The 18296-nt window shown below is 49.8% G+C and carries 18 protein-coding genes and 1 pseudogene; 5 read left to right on the top strand and 14 right to left on the bottom strand.

All coding sequences use genetic code 11. The features are described from left to right. Positions 1-65 precede the first annotated feature (65 nt). From HMPREF3066_RS10210 to recQ, 5 genes are all read right to left on the bottom strand, one after another. On the bottom strand, positions 66-752 hold the full coding sequence (locus HMPREF3066_RS10210; protein ID WP_070442706.1) for an HvfC family RiPP maturation protein: 687 nt from the start codon (positions 750-752) through the stop codon (positions 66-68). Further along, the gene (locus HMPREF3066_RS10205; RefSeq protein WP_070442703.1) at positions 742-1584 is read right to left on the bottom strand and encodes an HvfB family MNIO-type RiPP peptide maturase; all 843 of its coding nucleotides are present in this window, start codon (positions 1582-1584) and stop codon (positions 742-744) included. The genes HMPREF3066_RS10210 and HMPREF3066_RS10205 overlap by 11 nt, the downstream gene beginning before the upstream one ends. 107 nt (positions 1585-1691) lie before the next feature. Continuing rightward, positions 1692-2003, bottom strand: coding sequence for an HvfA family oxazolone/thioamide-modified RiPP metallophore (locus HMPREF3066_RS10200; RefSeq protein WP_060974836.1), 312 nt, complete (start codon positions 2001-2003; stop codon positions 1692-1694). 81 nt (positions 2004-2084) lie between these two features. Further along, positions 2085-2540 carry an HvfX family Cu-binding RiPP maturation protein gene (locus tag HMPREF3066_RS10195; RefSeq protein WP_060974837.1) on the bottom strand — a complete coding sequence of 152 codons (456 nt, stop codon included), beginning with the start codon at positions 2538-2540 and terminating at the stop codon, positions 2085-2087. A 179-nt stretch (positions 2541-2719) separates the two neighbouring features. After that, entirely contained in the window at positions 2720-5032 is a 2313-nt protein-coding gene (gene recQ / locus HMPREF3066_RS10190; protein ID WP_070442700.1) for a DNA helicase RecQ, read from the bottom strand. 384 nt (positions 5033-5416) lie between these two features. Here recQ and HMPREF3066_RS10185 point away from each other — a divergent pair, with 384 nt between their 5' ends. Further along, positions 5417-5863 carry a surface-adhesin E family protein gene (locus tag HMPREF3066_RS10185; protein WP_003755842.1) on the top strand — a complete coding sequence of 149 codons (447 nt, stop codon included), beginning with the start codon at positions 5417-5419 and terminating at the stop codon, positions 5861-5863. Positions 5864-6052: 189 nt separating this feature from the next. On the opposite strand, the gene HMPREF3066_RS10180 is transcribed toward HMPREF3066_RS10185, so the two are convergent. Continuing rightward, positions 6053-6622 (bottom strand): L-threonylcarbamoyladenylate synthase, encoded by a 570-nt coding sequence (locus HMPREF3066_RS10180; RefSeq protein ID WP_070442697.1) that lies wholly within the window; start codon positions 6620-6622, stop codon positions 6053-6055. Between the two features lie 55 nt (positions 6623-6677). Then, positions 6678-7949 carry a phosphoribosylamine--glycine ligase gene (gene purD, locus HMPREF3066_RS10175; RefSeq protein WP_070442694.1) on the bottom strand — a complete coding sequence of 424 codons (1272 nt, stop codon included), beginning with the start codon at positions 7947-7949 and terminating at the stop codon, positions 6678-6680. Between the two features lie 310 nt (positions 7950-8259). Here purD and HMPREF3066_RS10170 point away from each other — a divergent pair, with 310 nt between their 5' ends. Beyond that, a complete protein-coding gene (locus HMPREF3066_RS10170) occupies positions 8260-8580 on the top strand; it encodes a DUF4298 domain-containing protein (RefSeq protein WP_070442691.1) in 321 nt (106 codons plus the stop codon). A 48-nt stretch (positions 8581-8628) separates the two neighbouring features. Here HMPREF3066_RS10170 and HMPREF3066_RS10165 read toward each other — a convergent pair whose 3' ends face one another. The 5 genes from HMPREF3066_RS10165 to HMPREF3066_RS10145 all read right to left on the bottom strand — a co-directional run bounded on the left by HMPREF3066_RS10165 (position 8629) and on the right by HMPREF3066_RS10145 (position 12866). Beyond that, positions 8629-9240: an IMPACT family protein gene (locus HMPREF3066_RS10165; protein ID WP_070442688.1), complete on the bottom strand. Its 612-nt coding sequence runs from the start codon at positions 9238-9240 to the stop codon at positions 8629-8631. Between the two features lie 62 nt (positions 9241-9302). Next, complete coding sequence (locus HMPREF3066_RS10160; protein WP_003766453.1) at positions 9303-10238, bottom strand: electron transfer flavoprotein subunit alpha/FixB family protein; 936 nt, start codon at positions 10236-10238, stop codon at positions 9303-9305. A gap of 10 nt (positions 10239-10248) precedes the next feature. Continuing rightward, entirely contained in the window at positions 10249-10998 is a 750-nt protein-coding gene (locus HMPREF3066_RS10155; protein WP_021438408.1) for an electron transfer flavoprotein subunit beta/FixA family protein, read from the bottom strand. A gap of 215 nt (positions 10999-11213) precedes the next feature. Then, positions 11214-12194 (bottom strand): lipopolysaccharide heptosyltransferase I, encoded by a 981-nt coding sequence (gene waaC / locus HMPREF3066_RS10150; protein WP_070442685.1) that lies wholly within the window; start codon positions 12192-12194, stop codon positions 11214-11216. Positions 12195-12230: 36 nt separating this feature from the next. Beyond that, positions 12231-12866: a nicotinamidase gene (locus HMPREF3066_RS10145; RefSeq protein ID WP_070442681.1), complete on the bottom strand. Its 636-nt coding sequence runs from the start codon at positions 12864-12866 to the stop codon at positions 12231-12233. A 114-nt stretch (positions 12867-12980) separates the two neighbouring features. Here HMPREF3066_RS10145 and tsaA point away from each other — a divergent pair, with 114 nt between their 5' ends. After that, positions 12981-13655, top strand: a complete 675-nt coding sequence (gene tsaA, locus HMPREF3066_RS10140) for a tRNA (N6-threonylcarbamoyladenosine(37)-N6)-methyltransferase TrmO (protein WP_070442678.1) — start codon at positions 12981-12983, stop codon at positions 13653-13655. A 100-nt stretch (positions 13656-13755) separates the two neighbouring features. Here tsaA and gap read toward each other — a convergent pair whose 3' ends face one another. Beyond that, positions 13756-14760 (bottom strand): type I glyceraldehyde-3-phosphate dehydrogenase, encoded by a 1005-nt coding sequence (gene gap, locus HMPREF3066_RS10135; protein ID WP_003766473.1) that lies wholly within the window; start codon positions 14758-14760, stop codon positions 13756-13758. 569 nt (positions 14761-15329) lie between these two features. On the opposite strand from gap, the gene lpxC reads away from it, so the two are divergent. Next, positions 15330-16244 (top strand): UDP-3-O-acyl-N-acetylglucosamine deacetylase, encoded by a 915-nt coding sequence (gene lpxC, locus HMPREF3066_RS10130; RefSeq protein ID WP_070442675.1) that lies wholly within the window; start codon positions 15330-15332, stop codon positions 16242-16244. 273 nt (positions 16245-16517) lie between these two features. Then, positions 16518-16742: pseudogene (locus HMPREF3066_RS10125) on the top strand (transposase); the annotation flags it as partial. Positions 16743-16809: 67 nt separating this feature from the next. Here HMPREF3066_RS10125 and gltX read toward each other — a convergent pair. Beyond that, positions 16810-18204: a glutamate--tRNA ligase gene (gene gltX / locus HMPREF3066_RS10120; protein WP_070442669.1), complete on the bottom strand. Its 1395-nt coding sequence runs from the start codon at positions 18202-18204 to the stop codon at positions 16810-16812. Between the last annotated feature and the right edge of the window lie 92 nt (positions 18205-18296).

The raw sequence follows: 18296 nt of genomic DNA, 5'->3' as shown, positions 1-18296 counted from the left end.
TGTCCTGATTTAAAGTTAATCCACTATACATTGCTCTTAAAATGCGAATCTTGATTACCATCGGCTTATGCGGCAACCAAAATGCCTTGTTCCAGCCAGTCCGACCATTTTTGCGTTAAGGCATCCTGCCAGCCGTTTTCAGACGACATGAACTCTGCCAGCATGGTTTGCAGACCGTTTAGGGAAGCGGGCGTGTCTGCCAGCGTTTCCAGCAATAATGCGTCGAAATCGTCGAGGGTTTGGTACATCACGTCGTCTTCATTATCACGCCATACCAAAACGGCAGTTTCCGCCTCCTGCAATTCGTCGGTAACGTCGTAGTGGTAACGGCGGACAAAGGCGGCGGGAGAAAGGGTGTACGCCAAATCGTCTGAATCGGCGGGCGGGGTTTGGCTGTCGGTTTGGACGACTTCGGCGAGCAGTTGGGTGTGTTCGAAGTCCATCAGTGCCAAGAGGTCGTCTGAAAGTGACAGGCTTTGGCAGTATTGGAGGAATTCGCCGGCGATTTCTTGGAAATAGGGGGTTTGGGCGCGCGCGTCCCGGATGAAACCTTCTTTCAGACGACCCCATTCTCCGCTGTCGAGATATTGCAGCGTTTCGGTATAACAACGGTCGATGAAGCTGTGGATATTGTTGCGTATCAGGCGGATATAGACGTTCAGGCGCTCTTGCGGCAAACCGTCGGCGGCTTCGCCCTCGCGTATGGCTTGGGCAAAGCGGTGTTGGTATTGGGCGGAGGTTTCAGGCTGCACAGCGGTATTCCTTTCCGGCACGCGTTTGATAGTCGGCGATTTTGGCGACTTCGGCTTCGAGTTCGGCAAAAGGCGGGAAATTGAAATCGCGTTCCAACAGGGTGGGCGGGATGGTCGGCAGCTTGGTATAGGCGAGTTCGAGCAAGTCCCAAACGGTCGGTAAAACCGCCGCGCCGTGGGTATCAATCAAAAGCTCGGGGGTTTCGACGTCGTGTCCGGCGATGTGGATGTAACACACGCGCCCTGCGTCAACGTTTTCCAAAAAGGCTTCGGGCGACAACAGGCCGTGGTTGACGGCGTTGACGTAGATATTGTTCACATCGAGATGAATGCCACAGTCGGCTTCGCGTGCAACGGCGTTGAGGAACTCGACTTCGTTCATTTCGGCAAGCGGGGAATGCAGGTAGTAGGAGGTATTTTCCACGGCGATGCGGCAGCCCAACCGGTCTTGCACTTCGCGGATACGCTGCGCGGTATGCCGCACCATTTCTTCGGTGAAGGGCAGCGGCAACAGGTCGTAGAGATGACCGCCGTCGTGGCAGTAACTTAAATGGTCGGAGAAAAACGTGCAATCGTAACGGCGCATCATTTCTTTGATTCCGTCTATCAAGGCGGTATCCAGCGGGGCTTGTCCGCCCAGCGACATGGATAATCCGTGCAACGCCAATGGCAGCCGTTCCGCCACGCGGTCAAACTGTTTGCGCGCCCTGCCGCCCATTTTCAGCCAGTTTTCGGGTGCGGCTTCGATAAAGCGTATCGGACTGTCGTCTGAAAGCGAGAGGAAGTCTTCCGCCAAGTCGCGGCGGTAACCTAAGCCTGCGTGTTGAATCATGATGTTGCTCCGTTTTGGATGGTGTTCCGACGGTTTTGGTAAGAAATTGCTGTTAAAATCATATAAAAAGCCGCATTTATCAATAAAATGCGGCTTTTTGTTCTAAATTATTTAGAACCGCATTTGCCTTCGCCGCATTTGCCTTCAACTGCTTTAGCTTTGGCTTTTGCTGCTTTGGCGTTTTTAGCGGGGGCTTTTTTCACGGTTGAACCGCATTTACCCTCGCCACATTTGCCTTCGCCTGCTTTAGAAGCAGCGGCACCGCATGAACCTTCAGCAGCTTTAGCCGCACCGCAAGAGCCTTGGGCAGCTTTTTGAACGCCTGCTTTGCTGCTTACCGGTTTGTCAGCGGCAACAACGCCGGCAGCCAAAGACAAAGACAAAGCACCTGCAAGGGCAGCGGCTACATTTTTTTTCATATTGATTTCCTTTTTAAAGTATCAAGTTAAACAGATTAAGAATTTGAGTTGGCGCGTTTAAAGTCCGCTCCCCGACCTTTTTTATTGATTTCCGACGCGGCATTTCGGGCAAAAACGTTTTTTCAACAACGCATCCAACGATAAACAGCCCGCGCCTTGAAGCAGAATCGGGATTAAAACCACGATATAAATCAAAGCCATTTTATAGCCGTTGTCGCAGACATTATAACCCGCACCCGCATGGACTGCTGCCCACGCCACTGCCGTTACAATGATCAACCCTAAGGCAGACAGGCGGGTTGCCAATCCTAAAAGCAGCAAAACCGGAAAAACCAGCTCCGCCCACATCGCCAAGTTCCAATTCACGCTGTCGGGCAGCAAATTGAACGGAAAGGGGAATTGGTCATTGATTTCGGCAAACCAGTTTTCGCCGCTCCATTTCTGCATACCTGATTCCCAAAATTCGTAAGCGGCAAACAGGCGCAAAGCCAATAAACCTAAAGCCGATTGCCACGGGGCTGTCGTATTCATTTTCATGATAACCGTTTCATAAAATCATTTCATGCCCGATTAGACGCGGCAGTCTGAAAATGCTTACAAGCGAATTGAAAAAATTTTGTTTGTTATTGTTTTATAATGATATTAATATTCAGAAGGTCGTCTGAAAACCTTTATACAGGGTTTTCAGACGACCTTTTTCTGTGTCTTTTTAACGGTCAATCCGCCGTGCAGATTTCTATGATTTCTTCGCCGTATTGCTCCAACCATTCCCCGCTCACGCCCTCTATTTTAGAAAGTGCTGTCAAAGTTTGCGGTCGGGCTTTGGCGATGGCGCGTAAAGTCTGTTTTTTGGCGACGGCGTGCATCTCTCCGCCTTCATATCGGGCGGTATCAAGACACCATTGGAACAGGCGGCGGGCGAGCAGGCGTTCTGCCTGTTTCGGCTCGGAAAGCCCGTCTGCGTAGGGGCGGCAGATGTCGAGTATTGCCTGCCCGTATTGGGCAATTCTTTCGCTGCCGATGCCGTAGATGCCGAGCAGGTCGGCTTCTTCGGCAGGCGTGAAGACGACAAGGTCGGTCAGGCTGATGTTGGAAAGGACTTTGCCCAAGGCACATTGTTCGGCGGCTGCCTGCTCGGCACGCCAGGTTTCCAGCTTGTGCTGTAATTGCTGGTCGCGCTCGGTTTGGGGGGTGAATAGGGGTTCTTCGTTGCCCGTTTGCCCGCTTTGGTTTTCGGCTGCGTTCCCACAGACATTGAGGATGTCGATGCCGAATTTGTTGATTTTTGCCTCGCCTAAACCGTAGATTTGATGCAAATCTTCAAGCGTTTGCGGCATTTTTTCGACGATGTCGCGCAGGGTTTTGTCGCCGCAGACGACGTAAGCGGGAACTTCCTCGGCATGGGCGCGCTGCTGCCGCCAATGCCGCAATGCCTGCCATAGGCGTTCTTCGCGTTCGGTACGCAACCAGTTGTCTTTGGGCTTTTGAGTGGCAGCTTTTTCGCGGCGCAGCGGGCGCAACATGACTTCGGTTTCGCCTTTGAGGACTTTTTTTGCGGCTTCGGTCAGTTGCAATGCCTGATATTGGGCGATGTTGACGGTGAGGTAGCCGAGGCTGATGCATTGGCGGATAACGCTACGCCATTCTTTGTCGGTTTGCCCGCTGCCGATACCGAAGGTGGAGAGTCTGTCGTGGCCGTTGCGCTGTATCCAGTCATCGCTTTTACCGCGCAGCAGGTTGGTAATATAGCCGGCGGCAAAGCGTTGTCCGGCGCGATACACGCAACTGAGGAGCTTTTGTACGAGGACAGTACCGTCGAAGCGTACCGGCGGATGCAGGCAGTTGTCGCAATGGCCGCAAGGGGCGGATTCTTCGCCGAAATGTTTGAGCAGGAGGACGCGGCGGCAGGCGGCGGTTTCGCAGACGGAAAGCATGGCATCGAGCTTCTGCATTTCGATTTGTTTTTGCACTTCGTCGCTGTTGCCTTCGGCGATACGTTCGCGCAACAATACCCAGTCGTTCAGCCCGTAACACAGCCAACTCACAGCAGGCAGCCCGTCCCGCCCGGCGCGGCCGGATTCTTGGTAGAAATGTTCGACGCTTTGGGGCATATCGAGATGGGCGACGAAGCGCACGTCCGGTTTGTCTATACCCATACCGAAGGCAACGGTGGCGACGACGATAATGTTGTCTTCTCGGGTAAAACGGCGTTGGTTTGCTTCGCGCACTTCCATGCTCAAGCCGGCATGGTAGGGAATCGCGTCCAATCCGTTTTCGCAGAGGAATTGGGCGATGTCTTCGACTTTTTTGCGGCTGAGGCAATAGACGATGCCGCTTTGCCCTTCCATTTCTTTGCGGATGAAGTCGAGAAGCTGCTTTTTGCCGTTGTTTTTTTCGATAACCTGATAATAGATATTCGGACGGTCAAAGCTGGAGATGAATTCGGGCGCGTCTTCCAGATGGAGGAAATGTTTGATGTCGGCGCGGGTCGCCGCATCGGCGGTCGCGGTCAGGGCAATGCGCGGCACTTGCGGATAGCGTTCGGCAAGCAGCCCTAATTGCTGGTATTCGGGGCGGAAATCGTGCCCCCATTGGCTGACGCAATGCGCTTCGTCTATGGCGAAAAGGCTGATGGTTTGCTGATCGAGAAAACGCAGGAAACGGTCGGTAACGAGCCGCTCCGGTGCGACGTAGAGCAGTTTCAGACGACCTTGGGCAAGTTTGTCCGCCACTTCGCGGGCTTCTTCCACTGTCGTGCTGCTGTTGACCGCCGCTGCTTCTATGCCTGCGGCGTGCAGGCTCGCTACTTGGTCGTTCATCAGGGCAATCAGCGGCGAAACGACGATGGCGACGCCTTCGCGCATCAACGCGGGAATTTGGTAACACAACGACTTGCCCCCGCCCGTCGGCATCAATACCATCAGGCTTCCGCCGCCTGCCAATGTATTGACGACAGCCTCCTGCTTGCCGCGAAATTCGGGATAGCCGAATACTTCGTGCAAAATCTGTTGGGCGGAAGGCTGGGGCATGATGGTTCCGTAGGGAGGGAAAAGCGTTATTTTAGCGGTTTTAGACACTGCCTGCATGGGGGATATTTGAGTTGTCCACATGAGGTCGTCTGAAAACGGATTATGCTTGGTTGGGTATCGCAGATTGATTTTTGATTGAGACAAGATGGCGGAACTGCCGACAATACGGATATGGGAAACTGGTTTACCCAATGCGTTACCGTTCTCTTTAATCTCCGGCAAAACGGCGGCATACCGGTTTCCAGTCAATCGGCTAGAAAACCTGTTTTCAGACGACCTTTTCATTTTTTGGCGGTTTTAAGACTTTGCAAAGCCGATTTACTGCCCCGCCGTCTTCGCGCATAATACGGCAGTCTAATAATTTATCCTAAGCAACCGAAACTTATGAACATCAAACACTTTTCCCTTATTTCGACTTTATCGGCAGCCCTGCTCCTGAGCGCCTGTCAAACGACTACGACTACAAGCGGCGGCGTCAGCGGCAACTGGGACAACATTGGCACGATTTCCGACGGCAATATCAAAGTGGCGATTGATAAAAACAGCATCAAGAAAAACGGTACTTTGGTCACTTTCCGCGATAGAAAAACCGTATCAAAGATGAAAGAAGAACGCTTCGTCAACACGCCTGCCTACAAAACCGCCATCGGCGACTGGGAAATCCATTGCACCAACAAAACCTACCGCCTGACTGCTTTGCAGCTTCTTGACGAACACGGCAAAGAAATTTCCAAACACAGCTACACCGCGACAAATATCCGCCCGATGAGCGTGATGAACGGTACGATTACCGAAAAACAATTTGAAGCCGTATGCGGCAGCAAGCTCTAATACTCAACTTATCTACATACTTATCCACAAGATAATCAAATCAAAAGGTCGTCTGAAAACCATGAATATGGGGATTCAGACGACCTTTTTGGTTTTTTTGAGAAAGTTATATTCAGGATTATCCACATTTTCTCAAAAGCGGTTTATCGGTTCAAACCACAATTCCTAATCATCCCATCCATCCGATTTCTAACGCAAACGGACGCCTGTTTCCCCATCAATAATCTGACTCGGCGACCTTTGTTTGCCGATTAAACCGCCGACTACCCATACATCTCTTCCAAACTGCCTTCTCACTTCCCGCTCCGTCTTACACGCGCGTTTGCCTGCGCGGTTGCACGAAGTTGAGACCAAAGGCGTTTTCAAAGCCTGACACAAGCGGCGCGCACCTGCATGGGCAGGAACCCTGACCGCCAGTTTGCTGCGTCTTTTTCCGCGCAATGCGGGCAAAACGTCAGCAGCCGCAGGAAGCAGAAAGGTTTTGGGCGCAGGCCATTCGTTTCTGAGCATGGTTTGAATGTTTTCAGATGACCTCTGGAGCAGGGGTTGTAATTGCTGCAATTGGTTGCCAATGACAATCATACCTTTATGTTGCGGTCTTTTTTTCAGATGAATCAGTCGGTTGAGTGCTTTAGGCAAGGTCGGGATACAGCCTATGCCATAGCAGGACTCGGTAGGATAGGCGACCAAGCCGCCTTTTTTAAGATGGGATTGCAGCTTGCGAAGCGTCGAAGCTGAAAGGATTCTGTGGAATAACATGATAAGGAAGGTCGTCCGAAACACAATTACGTTTTCAGACGACCTGTTTCTTTGATTAACGGTTGATGGCTTTGTCGGCAATGTCTTTACGGTATTGCATGCCGTCGAAGCTGATTTTTTCCAATGCGCTATACGCCTTGGTTTTCGCGCGCGCCACATCGTCGCCCAATCCTACGACACACAATACGCGACCGCCGTTGGTCAATACGTCGCCTTTCTCGTTTGCCGTTGTGCCTGCATGGAAAACTTTGCCGATTTGGTTGGCGACATCCAGACCGGAAATAACATCGCCTTTTTTAGGCGTTTCGGGGTAATTTTGCGCCGCCAGCACCACGCCTACGGCAGTTTGCGGGTTCCATTCCGCGGTTACGCTATCGAGTTTGCCGTCTATTGCCGCTTCGATCAAATCCGACAAGTCGCTGTTCAGACGGCTCATAATCGGCTGGGTTTCGGGATCGCCAAAACGGCAGTTAAACTCAATCGTATAGGGTGCGCCGCTTTGATCAATCATCAAACCTGCATACAGGAAACCGGTAAACTCATGCCCTTCCGCTTTCATACCCGCCACGGTCGGCAAAATAATCTCGTTCATCGCGCGCTCGTACACGGCAGGCGTTACCACAGGTGCGGGACTGTACGCGCCCATACCGCCCGTATTCGGACCTTTGTCGCCGTCTAAAAGACGCTTGTGGTCTTGGCTGGTCGCCATAGGCAACACATGATTGCCATCAACCATGACGATAAAGCTCGCTTCTTCGCCTTGCAGGAAATCTTCAATCACAACGCGCGCGCCGGCATTGCCCATTTTGTTGCCCAGCAGCATATCGTCAATCGCAGCATGCGCTTCATCCAAAGTCATTGCCACAATCACGCCTTTACCTGCCGCCAAACCATCGGCTTTGATGACGATGGGCGCACCTTTCTGATTGACGTAATCGTGTGCAGCATCGGCGTTTTCAAAGGTTTGATATTGCGCGGTTGGAATGTTGTATTTCGCCATAAATGCTTTGGCGAAATCTTTAGAACTTTCCAACTGCGCCGCATATTGTGTCGGACCAAATATTTTCAGCCCTGCGGCACGGAAATCATCCACAATACCCGCCGCCAAAGGCGCTTCAGGTCCGACGACGGTAAAAGCAATATTTTCTTTACGGCAGAATTCAATCAAATCCTGATGCGCAGTCAAGGCGATGTTTTGCAGCTTGGGTTCAATCGCCGTACCGGCATTACCGGGCGCAACAAATACTGTTTCCACTTTGGGCGACTGCGCCAATTTCCAAGCCAATGCGTGTTCGCGACCGCCATTACCGATAACCAGCAGTTTCATGCCATCTCCTTGACAAATATGTACTTTTAACGAAAACTCGACACAAGGGGACTTTTGTCCCGTTTGAAGAAATTTTGGTGGAATCAAACAAAGACCACTTCATTCCACTCTGCAACATAGTGGATTAACTTTAAATCAGGACAAGGCGGCGAAGCCGCAGACAGTACAGATAGTACGGAACCGATTCACTTGGTGCTTCAGCACCTTAGAGAATCGTTCTCTTTGGGCCAAGGCGAGGCAACGCCGTACTGGTTTAAAGTTAATCCACTACATTTGACTTATCCACAAAATTAAAAAAGGGCAAGCAACCATGCAAAAACGTATTGATGAAATCCAAAGCAAATACCGCGAATGGTGTCATCTACTACCGCAATTGGAAGAAGACATCCGGCGTTGGAAACATGCCGTCGCTTTGATTCGCGATATAGACAATTTTTATACCCACGAGTATCAGGCGTGCCATCAGGCCATTGAGGACGGGGCAGAACTGGATTTGAGTACGGAAGGCGAATACAGCATTATGAGTGAAGATGCGTTATGGAACGCGCTGGGCGAATTCCATCAATTGGCCTGGCTATATTTGCGCTCCAGCGTCGATGCCTTAGACAGATATACACAAGAAGATTTATGAGAGAAGAGGTCGTCTGAAATACCATCCAAAGCATTTCAGACGACCTTTTCATTCAAAAGGCTTTTCCGTATTTACTTCAATTTGCCGTGTATTCTTCCAAGCCGAAACACAGGCCTCATAATTTGCCAACGACAAATTTACCGTCAATCGGCAATCCAACTGTAAATCCTGCTCCAATATATCCGCCTGATATTGTTTAGCGATGCGTATCGCTTCGTTCAAAAACGGATATTCACATTTCAGCCAAACGGTTTTTTCAATATTCTTTTCAACCACTTCCGCAACTGCTAACGCTTGGGCCGTTGCCTCTTTATACGCATGTATCAGGCCGGGAACACCCAATAAAGTACCGCCGAAATAGCGGACGACCACGACCAAAACATCGGTTACGCCCACCGAATCAATCTGCCCTAAAATCGGCCGACCCGCACTTCCTGACGGTTCTCCATCATCGTTGGCACGGAATTGCGTACCATCCACACCCAGACGATAGGCATAGCACCAATGCCGCGCTTTATGATGTTCTTCCTTTAACGGATCGAGATATTTTTTCACATCAGCCAACGTCCGAATCGGATAGGCAAATGCAATAAAACGGCTGCCTTTATCTTTAAACTCAGCCTGCGTCGGGGAAGTAATGGTTTTATAAGTCGTAATCATGCTGAAATGTTTTCAGACGACCTCATTAATAACAAGGTCGTCTGAACGTTTCACGTGAAACATCAATTTTTTAATACTTCTGTTAATTGCGGGACGATTTCAAATAAATCACCTACCAATCCGTAATCGGCTACATTGAAAATCGGCGCATCGGCATCTTTGTTGATTGCGACAATCACTTTGCTGTCCTGCATACCGGCAACGTGTTGAATCGCACCTGAAATACCGATTGCAAAATAGAGCTGCGGTGCAACCACTTTACCGGTTTGTCCGACTTGTACGTCATTCGGCGCATATTCGGCATCAACTGCCGCACGGGATGCACCAATTGCCGCACCTAAAACATCCGCCAACGGTGTCAGCACTTCATTGAATTTTTCCGCACTACCCAACGCACGGCCACCGGAGACAATGACTTTTGCCTGAGTCAGCTCAGGTCGATCGGAATGGGAAAGCTGACGGTTCACAAAACGGCTCAAGTTTTGAGCAGGGGTCGCTTCAACATTGATTGCTTCAGCGTTACCACCTTGCGCCGGTGCTGCATCAAAAGCCGTCGCACGGAAGGTCAGCACCAATTTCTCTGAATCAGCTTGCACGGTTTCAAATGCATTACCCGCATAAATCGGACGCACAAAAGTCGTGTTATCCACAATCTCGGTCAAATCAGAAATTTGCGGCACATCTAATAATGCGGCTACGCGGGGCAGAAGGTTTTTACCGAATGTGGTTGCCGTTGCTGCAACATAGCGGTAATCCGCCGCCAATTTGACAACCAGCGGAGCCAGTTCTTCAGCCAAACCTTCGGCATAATGGGCAGCATCCGCAACCAAAACTTTTTCCACACCCGCTACTTGTTTCGCAGATTCCACTACAGCCGATGCGCCGTTTCCAGCAACCAATAAATCGACTTTACCCAGTTTGGCAGCTGCGGTAACGGCATGCAAAGTGGCAGGATTCAACTGTTTGTTGTCGTGTTCAGCAATAATCAATACACTCATTTCAGTCTCCTCAAATCACTTTGGCTTCGTTTTTCAATTTTTCAACCAATTCGGCAACACTTGCCACTTTCACGCCTGCCTGACGCGCTTTAGGTTCGGCGAATTTCACCGTTTTCAGACGAGGTGAAATATCCGCAACCAAATCGGCAGGCGCCAGTTTTTCCAAAGGTTTTTTCTTTGCCGCCATAATATTGGGGAGTTTGACAAAGCGCGGCTCGTTCAAACGCAAATCCGCACTGATAACAGCAGGCAGTTTCAATGCGATGGTTTCTTCGCCACCATCGATTTCCCGCACGATCTGCACTTCATCGCCTTCAATTTGTACTTTGGACGCAAACGTACCTTGCGCCGCATTCAGCAAAGCAGCCAGCATTTGCGCCACTTGGTTGGCGTCATCATCAATCGCTTGTTTGCCCAAAAAGAAAATTTGTGGATTTTCTTTGTCCGCAACGGCTTTCAGCAACTTGGCAACTGCCAGCGGCTCCAATTTAGTATCGGTTTCAACATGAATTGCACGGTCGGCACCCATCGCCAAAGCTGTACGCAACGTTTCTTCGCATTTTTTCTCGCCCAAAGAAACCGCTACGATTTCGCTTACTTTTCCGGCTTCTTTCAAACGGACGGCTTCTTCCACAGCGATTTCGTCAAACGGATTCATCGACATTTTGACATTGCCGATATCCACATCCGAACCATCGGCTTTTACACGAACTTTGACGTTGTAGTCCACTACGCGCTTTACTGCGACCAGTGCTTTCATTGAATTCTCCTAAAAAGAACGTCGCTTTCACCATCCAGCGAAACCAAACCTTCTTCTCTATAAAATCAAATCCGTTTTTTCTTAAAAACGAATTCATTCAGAAATCTTTCAGATAATGCTTGCCGATTATACCATTTTTAAAGCATTTACTCAGGCTGAAGGATATACATTCCTACACTCAACAAACTGGAAAATGTCATGCCGCTATATCAGTTTCAGACGACCTTTGAGCCTTCATCAGCAGCCACACAATCCATCAACGTTTCATAAACCAAATCCGCAGTTGGAATTTGCCCGATATTGCCCAAATTTTTTGCAACAGTCGAAACTTGAACGCCTGTTTTAATCGGATCGGTATCGGTATAAATACCGACCACAGGTTTTTCCAAAGCATTTGCCAAATGCAGCAAACCGGTATCCACGCCGACAATTCCGACCGCGTGTTTCAGCAGATACGCCGCCTGCAATAAATTCATTTTGTTGCACACAATGGCAAATGGCAGTCCGTCTGCAATTTGTTCGGCACGCGTTTTTTCAGTTTCATTTCCCCATGGCAGGTAAACGTTGCATTGTTGTTCTTCATTCAGCTTTTGCAGCAACGCTCGCCAGTTTTCCACAGGCCATAACTTACTGTCCCGGCTGGTCGCATGCAAAGCCGCATAATACGGCTGCTCTAAACTTTTCAGACGACCTGCTTCAGGAACGGTCAAACCGAATACCTGCGTTTCCGGTATTGCATATCCAAATACTTGAGCGAACAGCTCACGGTTGCGCCAAACGGCATTTTTCCCTTTCGGTACGGCGTATGTTTTCGCATACGCCAACGCAGCCAACCCCTCGCGCGCGCTGTTTTTATCTAAACCATAAATAGGGGATTTTGCCATTTTGGCGAAACACGCGCTTTTAATCAGACCTTGACTGTCCAATACAAAATCAAATGCTTCCTGCCGCAAGGCCTGTTTCAGACGACCTATTTCCTGCCAAGTTTCTGCTTGAAAAAGATGTTTGCGCCATTGCCGCCATTTCATCACATGGATTTTTTTTACGAACGGATGCAGGCGCGCAATATCCGCAAATCCGGCTTCACACAACCAATGGAGTTCCACATCAGGGCATTGTCGCGCCAAATCTTCGATTGCGGGCAAAGTGTGAATTAAATCGCCCATACTGGACAAGCGGACAAGCAAAATTTTCATATTTAAGAAGTGTGTTTCACGTGAAACAATTTTAACTTATTGATTATTAATATATTTTTTAATTTCTTCAGCGTTTTTTAAGACAATTGCACCGGCAGAACGCATTTCCTGCCATGCCGTTTCGATGGTATCCGGCGCAATGCCCCGACAAGCAGCTTCATTGACGATAACCTGCCAATTGCCGCCTTTGAGCAGCTGCAAAACCGTTGTTTTCACACAATAATCCGTAGCCAACCCGCCGACAATGACCGTATCCGTATGTTGACAACGCAGCCATTCAATCAACCCCGTGCTCAGTTTTTCCTCGATATCGTGAAAACACGCGCCGTAAGGATGCAATTCAGGATCAACGCCTTTCCAAACGCAATAATCGTATTCCTTGGCAGAAGGCAGTCCGTCCAACAATTCATAGCCGCGCGTACCGACCATCGCATGAGCCACCCAAGTCAAATCCGCATCGGGCAAACCTGTCGGCTTTAACATATCAACAGAGTTATCCACAAGCCATTTTGCTGCCGCATGATGCGCATCTTTCGTCATCACGCGCAAATCCGCCAAAGCGGCTTGGGCATTCAATTCTTCGACAATCAAATGCCCCTCGTTCACAGGCAGCTCGTCAGGACACAAAGGCGTAAAAGTTTTTTGTGCATCAACATCAATGGAAACAATCATCTCATCATTTCAAAGCGATTAAAATGCCCTGTATTATAACAAATTACTGCCCAAAAGCGGTAAAACCGGCTGTGATAAGATAACGTTTTTCCGAAAAACTTGTCCACAATACTCATGACTTACACCATCATCCCCATCGCCACCACCCGCTCGCCCTACAAACAGAAATTCGGCGTCGCCCGTCAGCCCGGCTTGGTTCCCGCCGCAGAAGTCTGCATCGAGCTAAATCCCGAATTTACCGCAGACAGCGTACGTGGATTGGAACACTTCGACTATGTGTGGATAAGTTTTATCTTTCACGGCGTATTGGATGAAGGCTGGGCACAAATGGTGCGCCCGCCACGGCTCGGTGGCAAACAAAAAATGGGCGTATTCGCCACGCGCAGCCCCCACCGCCCCAATCACCTCGGACTGTCGCTCTTAAAACTCGAACGCATCGAAACCGGCAAATCCGTCCGCCTCTATTGCAGCGGTGCAGACCTGTTGGACGGCACACCGATTGTCGACATCAAACCCTACATCCCCTTTGTCGAATCCAAACCCGACGCCTCATCCGGCTTCGTCAGCGGCAAACCCGAAGAACTTGAAGTCGTATGGCTGGAAAACATCGGCGCCGAAAATTTATCTGAAAGCACCCAAAACCTGATCAGCCAAAGCATAGCCCAAGATCCCCGTCCCGCCTATCAGAATATTCCCGAACGGATTTACGTCATGAATATAGAGAATTATGAAGTCAGGTTTCAAATTGAGGGAAACCGCGCGACGGTTATTGGGATAAGCGTTGTTTAAATTTAGTGATTGATTTCATTAAAAAAGGTCGTCTGAAAAAATTTTCAGACGACCTTTTCTCTTACTTATCCACAGACTGGCTTACCCAATCCGAAATCTTTTAGATTTTGCCTGCGAAGTATTCCAAAGTGCGGACGAGTTGGCAGGTGTAGGACATTTCGTTGTCGTACCAGGCGACGGTTTTCACCAGTTGTTTGTCGCCTACGGTCATCACGCGGGTTTGGGTGGCGTCAAAAAGCGAGCCGTATTCGATGCCGACAACGTCGGAAGAAACGATTTGATCTTCGGTGTAGCCGTAAGATTCGTTGGCGGCAGCTTTCATCGCGGCGTTGATTTCTTCTTTGGTTACGGGGCGTTCGAGGACAGAAACCAATTCGGTCAGCGAGCCGGTGGCAACGGGAACGCGTTGGGCAGAGCCGTCAAGTTTGCCGTTCAATTCGGGGATAACCAGACCGATGGCTTTGGCGGCGCCGGTGCTGTTGGGCACGATGTTGAGCGCGGCGGCGCGGGCGCGGCGCAAATCGCCTTTGCGGTGCGGCGCGTCAAGGGTGTTTTGGTCGCCGGTGTAGGCGTGGATGGTGGTCATCAGGCCTTCGACTACGCCGAACTCTTTTTGCAGGACTGCCGCCATCGGGGCAAGGCAGTTGGTGGTGCAGGAAGCGGCGGAAATGACGGTTTCGCTGCCGTCCAAAATGTCTTGGTTCACGCCATATACGACGGTTTTCACGTCATTGCCGCCGGGCGCGGAAATAACGACTTTGCGCGCACCGGCGCGGATGTGGGCTTCGGCTTTGGTTTTGCTGGTAAAGAAGCCGGTACATTCGAGGACGACGTCTACGCCCAATTCGCCCCAAGGCAATTCTTCAGGATTCGGATTGGCGAAGACTTTGATTTCTTTGCCGTTCACTACGATGGCATCGTCTTTCAATTCGGCAGTACCTTGGAAGCGGCCTTGGGTGCTGTCGTATTTGAAAAGGTGCAGCAGCATATCGGCAGGGGTCAGGTCGTTGACGGCGACGACTTCGATGCCTTTGGCTTTTTCAATTTGACGCAATGCCAGACGGCCGATGCGGCCGAAACCGTTAATCGCTACTTTGATGCTCATTTTGATACTCCTGTCAGTAGGGAAAGGGATAAATTTCAATAAGGGCTATTGTATCCTGAAATAAAACTACTACCTAGAATTACACGATGCTACTTTTAAAATGTTTGATTTAAATAAAAAAACCGTGAAATAGGTCGTCTGAAAATGCAGATTGGTACGGTTTGTCTCCATATTTGGGGATAAATTTTGGTTGTTTTTAAAATTAATATGTAATTATTTAAAAAAATGATAATGGTGATGAGTGTATCCCCGTTTTGTGGATAACCTTATTACTGATTGTATAATCAAATTGTTGCATTCATTTAAAGGCTGCGTTCAAGTTTTGTTTTTTATGAGAACAAAGTCGGATAATCTGTAATCGTTTGAATTTTTCTGTGGATAAAATCGGATTTTTCCACTCGGATTACACAGTATATTGTGGATAATCTTACCGGTACAAAGGGTCGTCTGAAAAATCTATGGTTCTGAAACACCTACATTAGCAAATACTATTAAAAATAATGGATTATTTTTTCCTTTTTATCGTATTATCCAAACATCAAACCAATTATTGAATAAGGAGGCGGTTTATGCTGCAACGAACTTTGGCAAAATCCATCAGCGTAACCGGCGTCGGGCTGCATTCGGGCGAACGGGTCGCGCTGACCCTGCACCCCGCGCCTGAAAACAGCGGGATTTCCTTCCGCCGTACCGATTTGGACGGCGAAATGGGCGAAACCATCAAACTTACGCCCTACCTCATCAACGATACGCGCCTGTCGTCCACCATCGTAACCGACAAAGGCGTGCGCGTCGGCACGATCGAACACATCATGTCCGCGCTGTCTGCCTACGGCATCGACAATGCGCTGATTGAGTTGAACGCGCCCGAAATCCCGATTATGGACGGCTCCAGCCTGCCGTTTATTTATCTTTTGCAAGATGCGGGCGTTGTCGATCAAAAGGCGCAAAAACGGTTTTTGAAAATCCTCAAACCTGTCGAAGTCAAAGAAGCGGGCAAATGGGTGCGCTTTACGCCGTATGACGGCTTTAAAGTGACGCTGACCATCGAATTCGACCATCCGGTTTTCAACCGCAGCTCGCCCACTTTTGAAATCGATTTCGCGGGCAAGTCCTACATCGACGAAATCGCGCGTGCGCGCACCTTTGGCTTTATGCACGAAGTGGAAATGATGCGCGCCCACAATCTCGGGCTGGGCGGCAATTTGAACAACGCCATTGTGATTGACGACATGGACGTTTTGAATCCGGAAGGTTTGCGTTATCCCGACGAGTTCGTCCGCCACAAAATCCTCGATGCCATCGGCGATTTGTATATCGTCGGACACCCGATTATCGGCGCATTCGAAGGCTACAAATCCGGCCACGCCATCAACAACGCTTTATTGCGCGCGGTTTTGGCGGACGAAACCGCTTACGAATGGGTGGAATTTGGTGACAACAAGAATTTGCCGTCCGCCTTCCACGAGCTGCCGGCGGCTTGAGATAAGACGGTGTACAAAAAGGTTGTGGATGATTGTTTATCCACAACCTTTTTATTCAATAAAGGTCGTCTGAAATCTTGATTTTAAGTTTTCAGACGACCTTTCAATAAAACAAAACCATCTTCCGCCAATATTTCAGACATGATTATCCACATGGCTATCTAATCTATCCTTCTGAAAAATAAAAAGATTATATTTTTTCTCAAATTTTATACACAATTTATCCATAGCTTTTCTCCAGCAATAAAAAAGGTCGTCTGAAAAACTGAAGTTCAAAGCATGTCGCGTAAGGCGAATTGTTGGGACAATGCGCCGATGGAAAGCTTCTTTGCGGTGTTGAAGACGGAGTGTTTCTATAACGCAGGTGAATTGACGGTAGATGAATTGATGAAACAGATAGACGATTATATAGACTACTACAACCGGGAGCGTTGCAGTTTGAAGTTGAAAAAGCTGAGTCCTGTCGCATACAGAACCCAGCTTGCACAGAGCGCCTGAATAGGCTTTTATGACTGTCCAAGATTTGGGGGCCAGTTCAAAATTTTCAGACGACCTTTTCAACGTTTTAAGAACGAATCCGTTTCAACACTTCTTCCTTACCGATTAATGCCAACACGGCATCAACGCTGGGGGTTTTCGCTGTGCCGCAGACGGCGAGGCGCAGGGGCATGCCGAGTTTGCCCATTTTGATGCCTTCTTCGTCGCAGAAGGGTTTGAACAGGTCGTGGATGGCTTCGGCGTTCCAGTCTTCCAGCCCTTCGAGGCGTTCGGCGAAGCGCAGCATACGGGCGGCGGCTTCGTCGTCCCAATGTTTCTGCACGTCCGCTTCGGCGGGCGTTTGTTTGACGTAGAAGTAGAGGCACTCGTCGGCGAGCGTGTTCAGGTCTTGGACGCGGTCTTTGACCAGTGCCAACACGTCTTCCAACGCGGGTTTTGCCGTGTCATAAATGTCACGCAGGGCAAGGCGGGGTTTAACAAGTTCGGCGAGTTTTTCGTTGGGCGTGATTTTGATGTGTTCGCCGTTAATCCAGTAGAGTTTCTTCAAGTCCATGCGGCTTGGAGACGGGGAAACATCTTTCAAATCAAACCATTCGATGAATTGTTCCATCGTGAAAAATTCGTCGTCGCCGTGCGCCCAGCCCAAACGCGCCAGATAGTTGAGCATGGCTTCGGGCAGGATGCCCATCGCGCCGAAATCGGTGATGGCGACGGTATCGCCGCTGCGTTTGGAGATTTTTTTCCCTTGTTCGTTGAGAATCATGGGCAGGTGGCCGTATTCGGGCAGGTTCGCGCCGATGGCTTTTAAGATGTTGATTTGTTTCGGGGTGTTGTTCACATGGTCGTCGCCGCGGATAACGTGGGTAACGCCCATGTCGTAGTCGTCCACCACGACGCAGAAGTTGTAGGTCGGCGTGCCGTCGGCGCGGGCGATAATCAGGTCGTCAAGTGCTTCATTGGGGATAGAGATTTCGCCTTTGACCAAGTCCGTCCATTTGGTCACGCCGTCCAGAGGCGTTTTGAAACGGACAACAGGTTGCACGTCGGCAGGGATTTCGGGCAGGGTTTTGCCTGCTTCGGGGCGCCAGCGGCGGTCATAAGTCGCCGTGCCTTCTTTTTCGGCTTTCTCGCGCATGGCTTCCAGCTCTTCTTTGCTGCAATAGCAGTAGTAGGCGGCGCCTTTTTCCAAGAGTTCGGCGATGACTTCTTTATAGCGGTCGAAACGGCGGGTTTGGTACACAACGTTGTCGGCGTTGTCGTAATCGAGACCGACCCATTTCATGCCGTCGAGGATGACGTTGACGGATTCGGCGGTGGAACGCGCCAAGTCGGTGTCTTCGATACGCAATAGGAACTCGCCTTTGTGATGGCGGGCAAACGCCCATGAAAACAAGGCGGTGCGCACGCCGCCGATGTGTAAGTAGCCGGTGGGGCTGGGGGCGAAACGGGTTTTGACGGTCATGATGGCTCCAGAATCTTTTAAAACGGATATTTTACTGTTTTTAGACGGAATCGGACAATGAAAGGTCGTCTGAAAACTGAACTGGCCCCCAA

Origin of the sequence: Neisseria sp. HMSC03D10, from assembly GCF_001807625.1 — a bacterium.
GTDB lineage: Bacteria > Pseudomonadota > Gammaproteobacteria > Burkholderiales > Neisseriaceae > Neisseria > Neisseria mucosa.
Note: the sequence above shows the minus strand (reverse complement) of the source record. Positions and strands in the feature narration are given on the sequence as shown.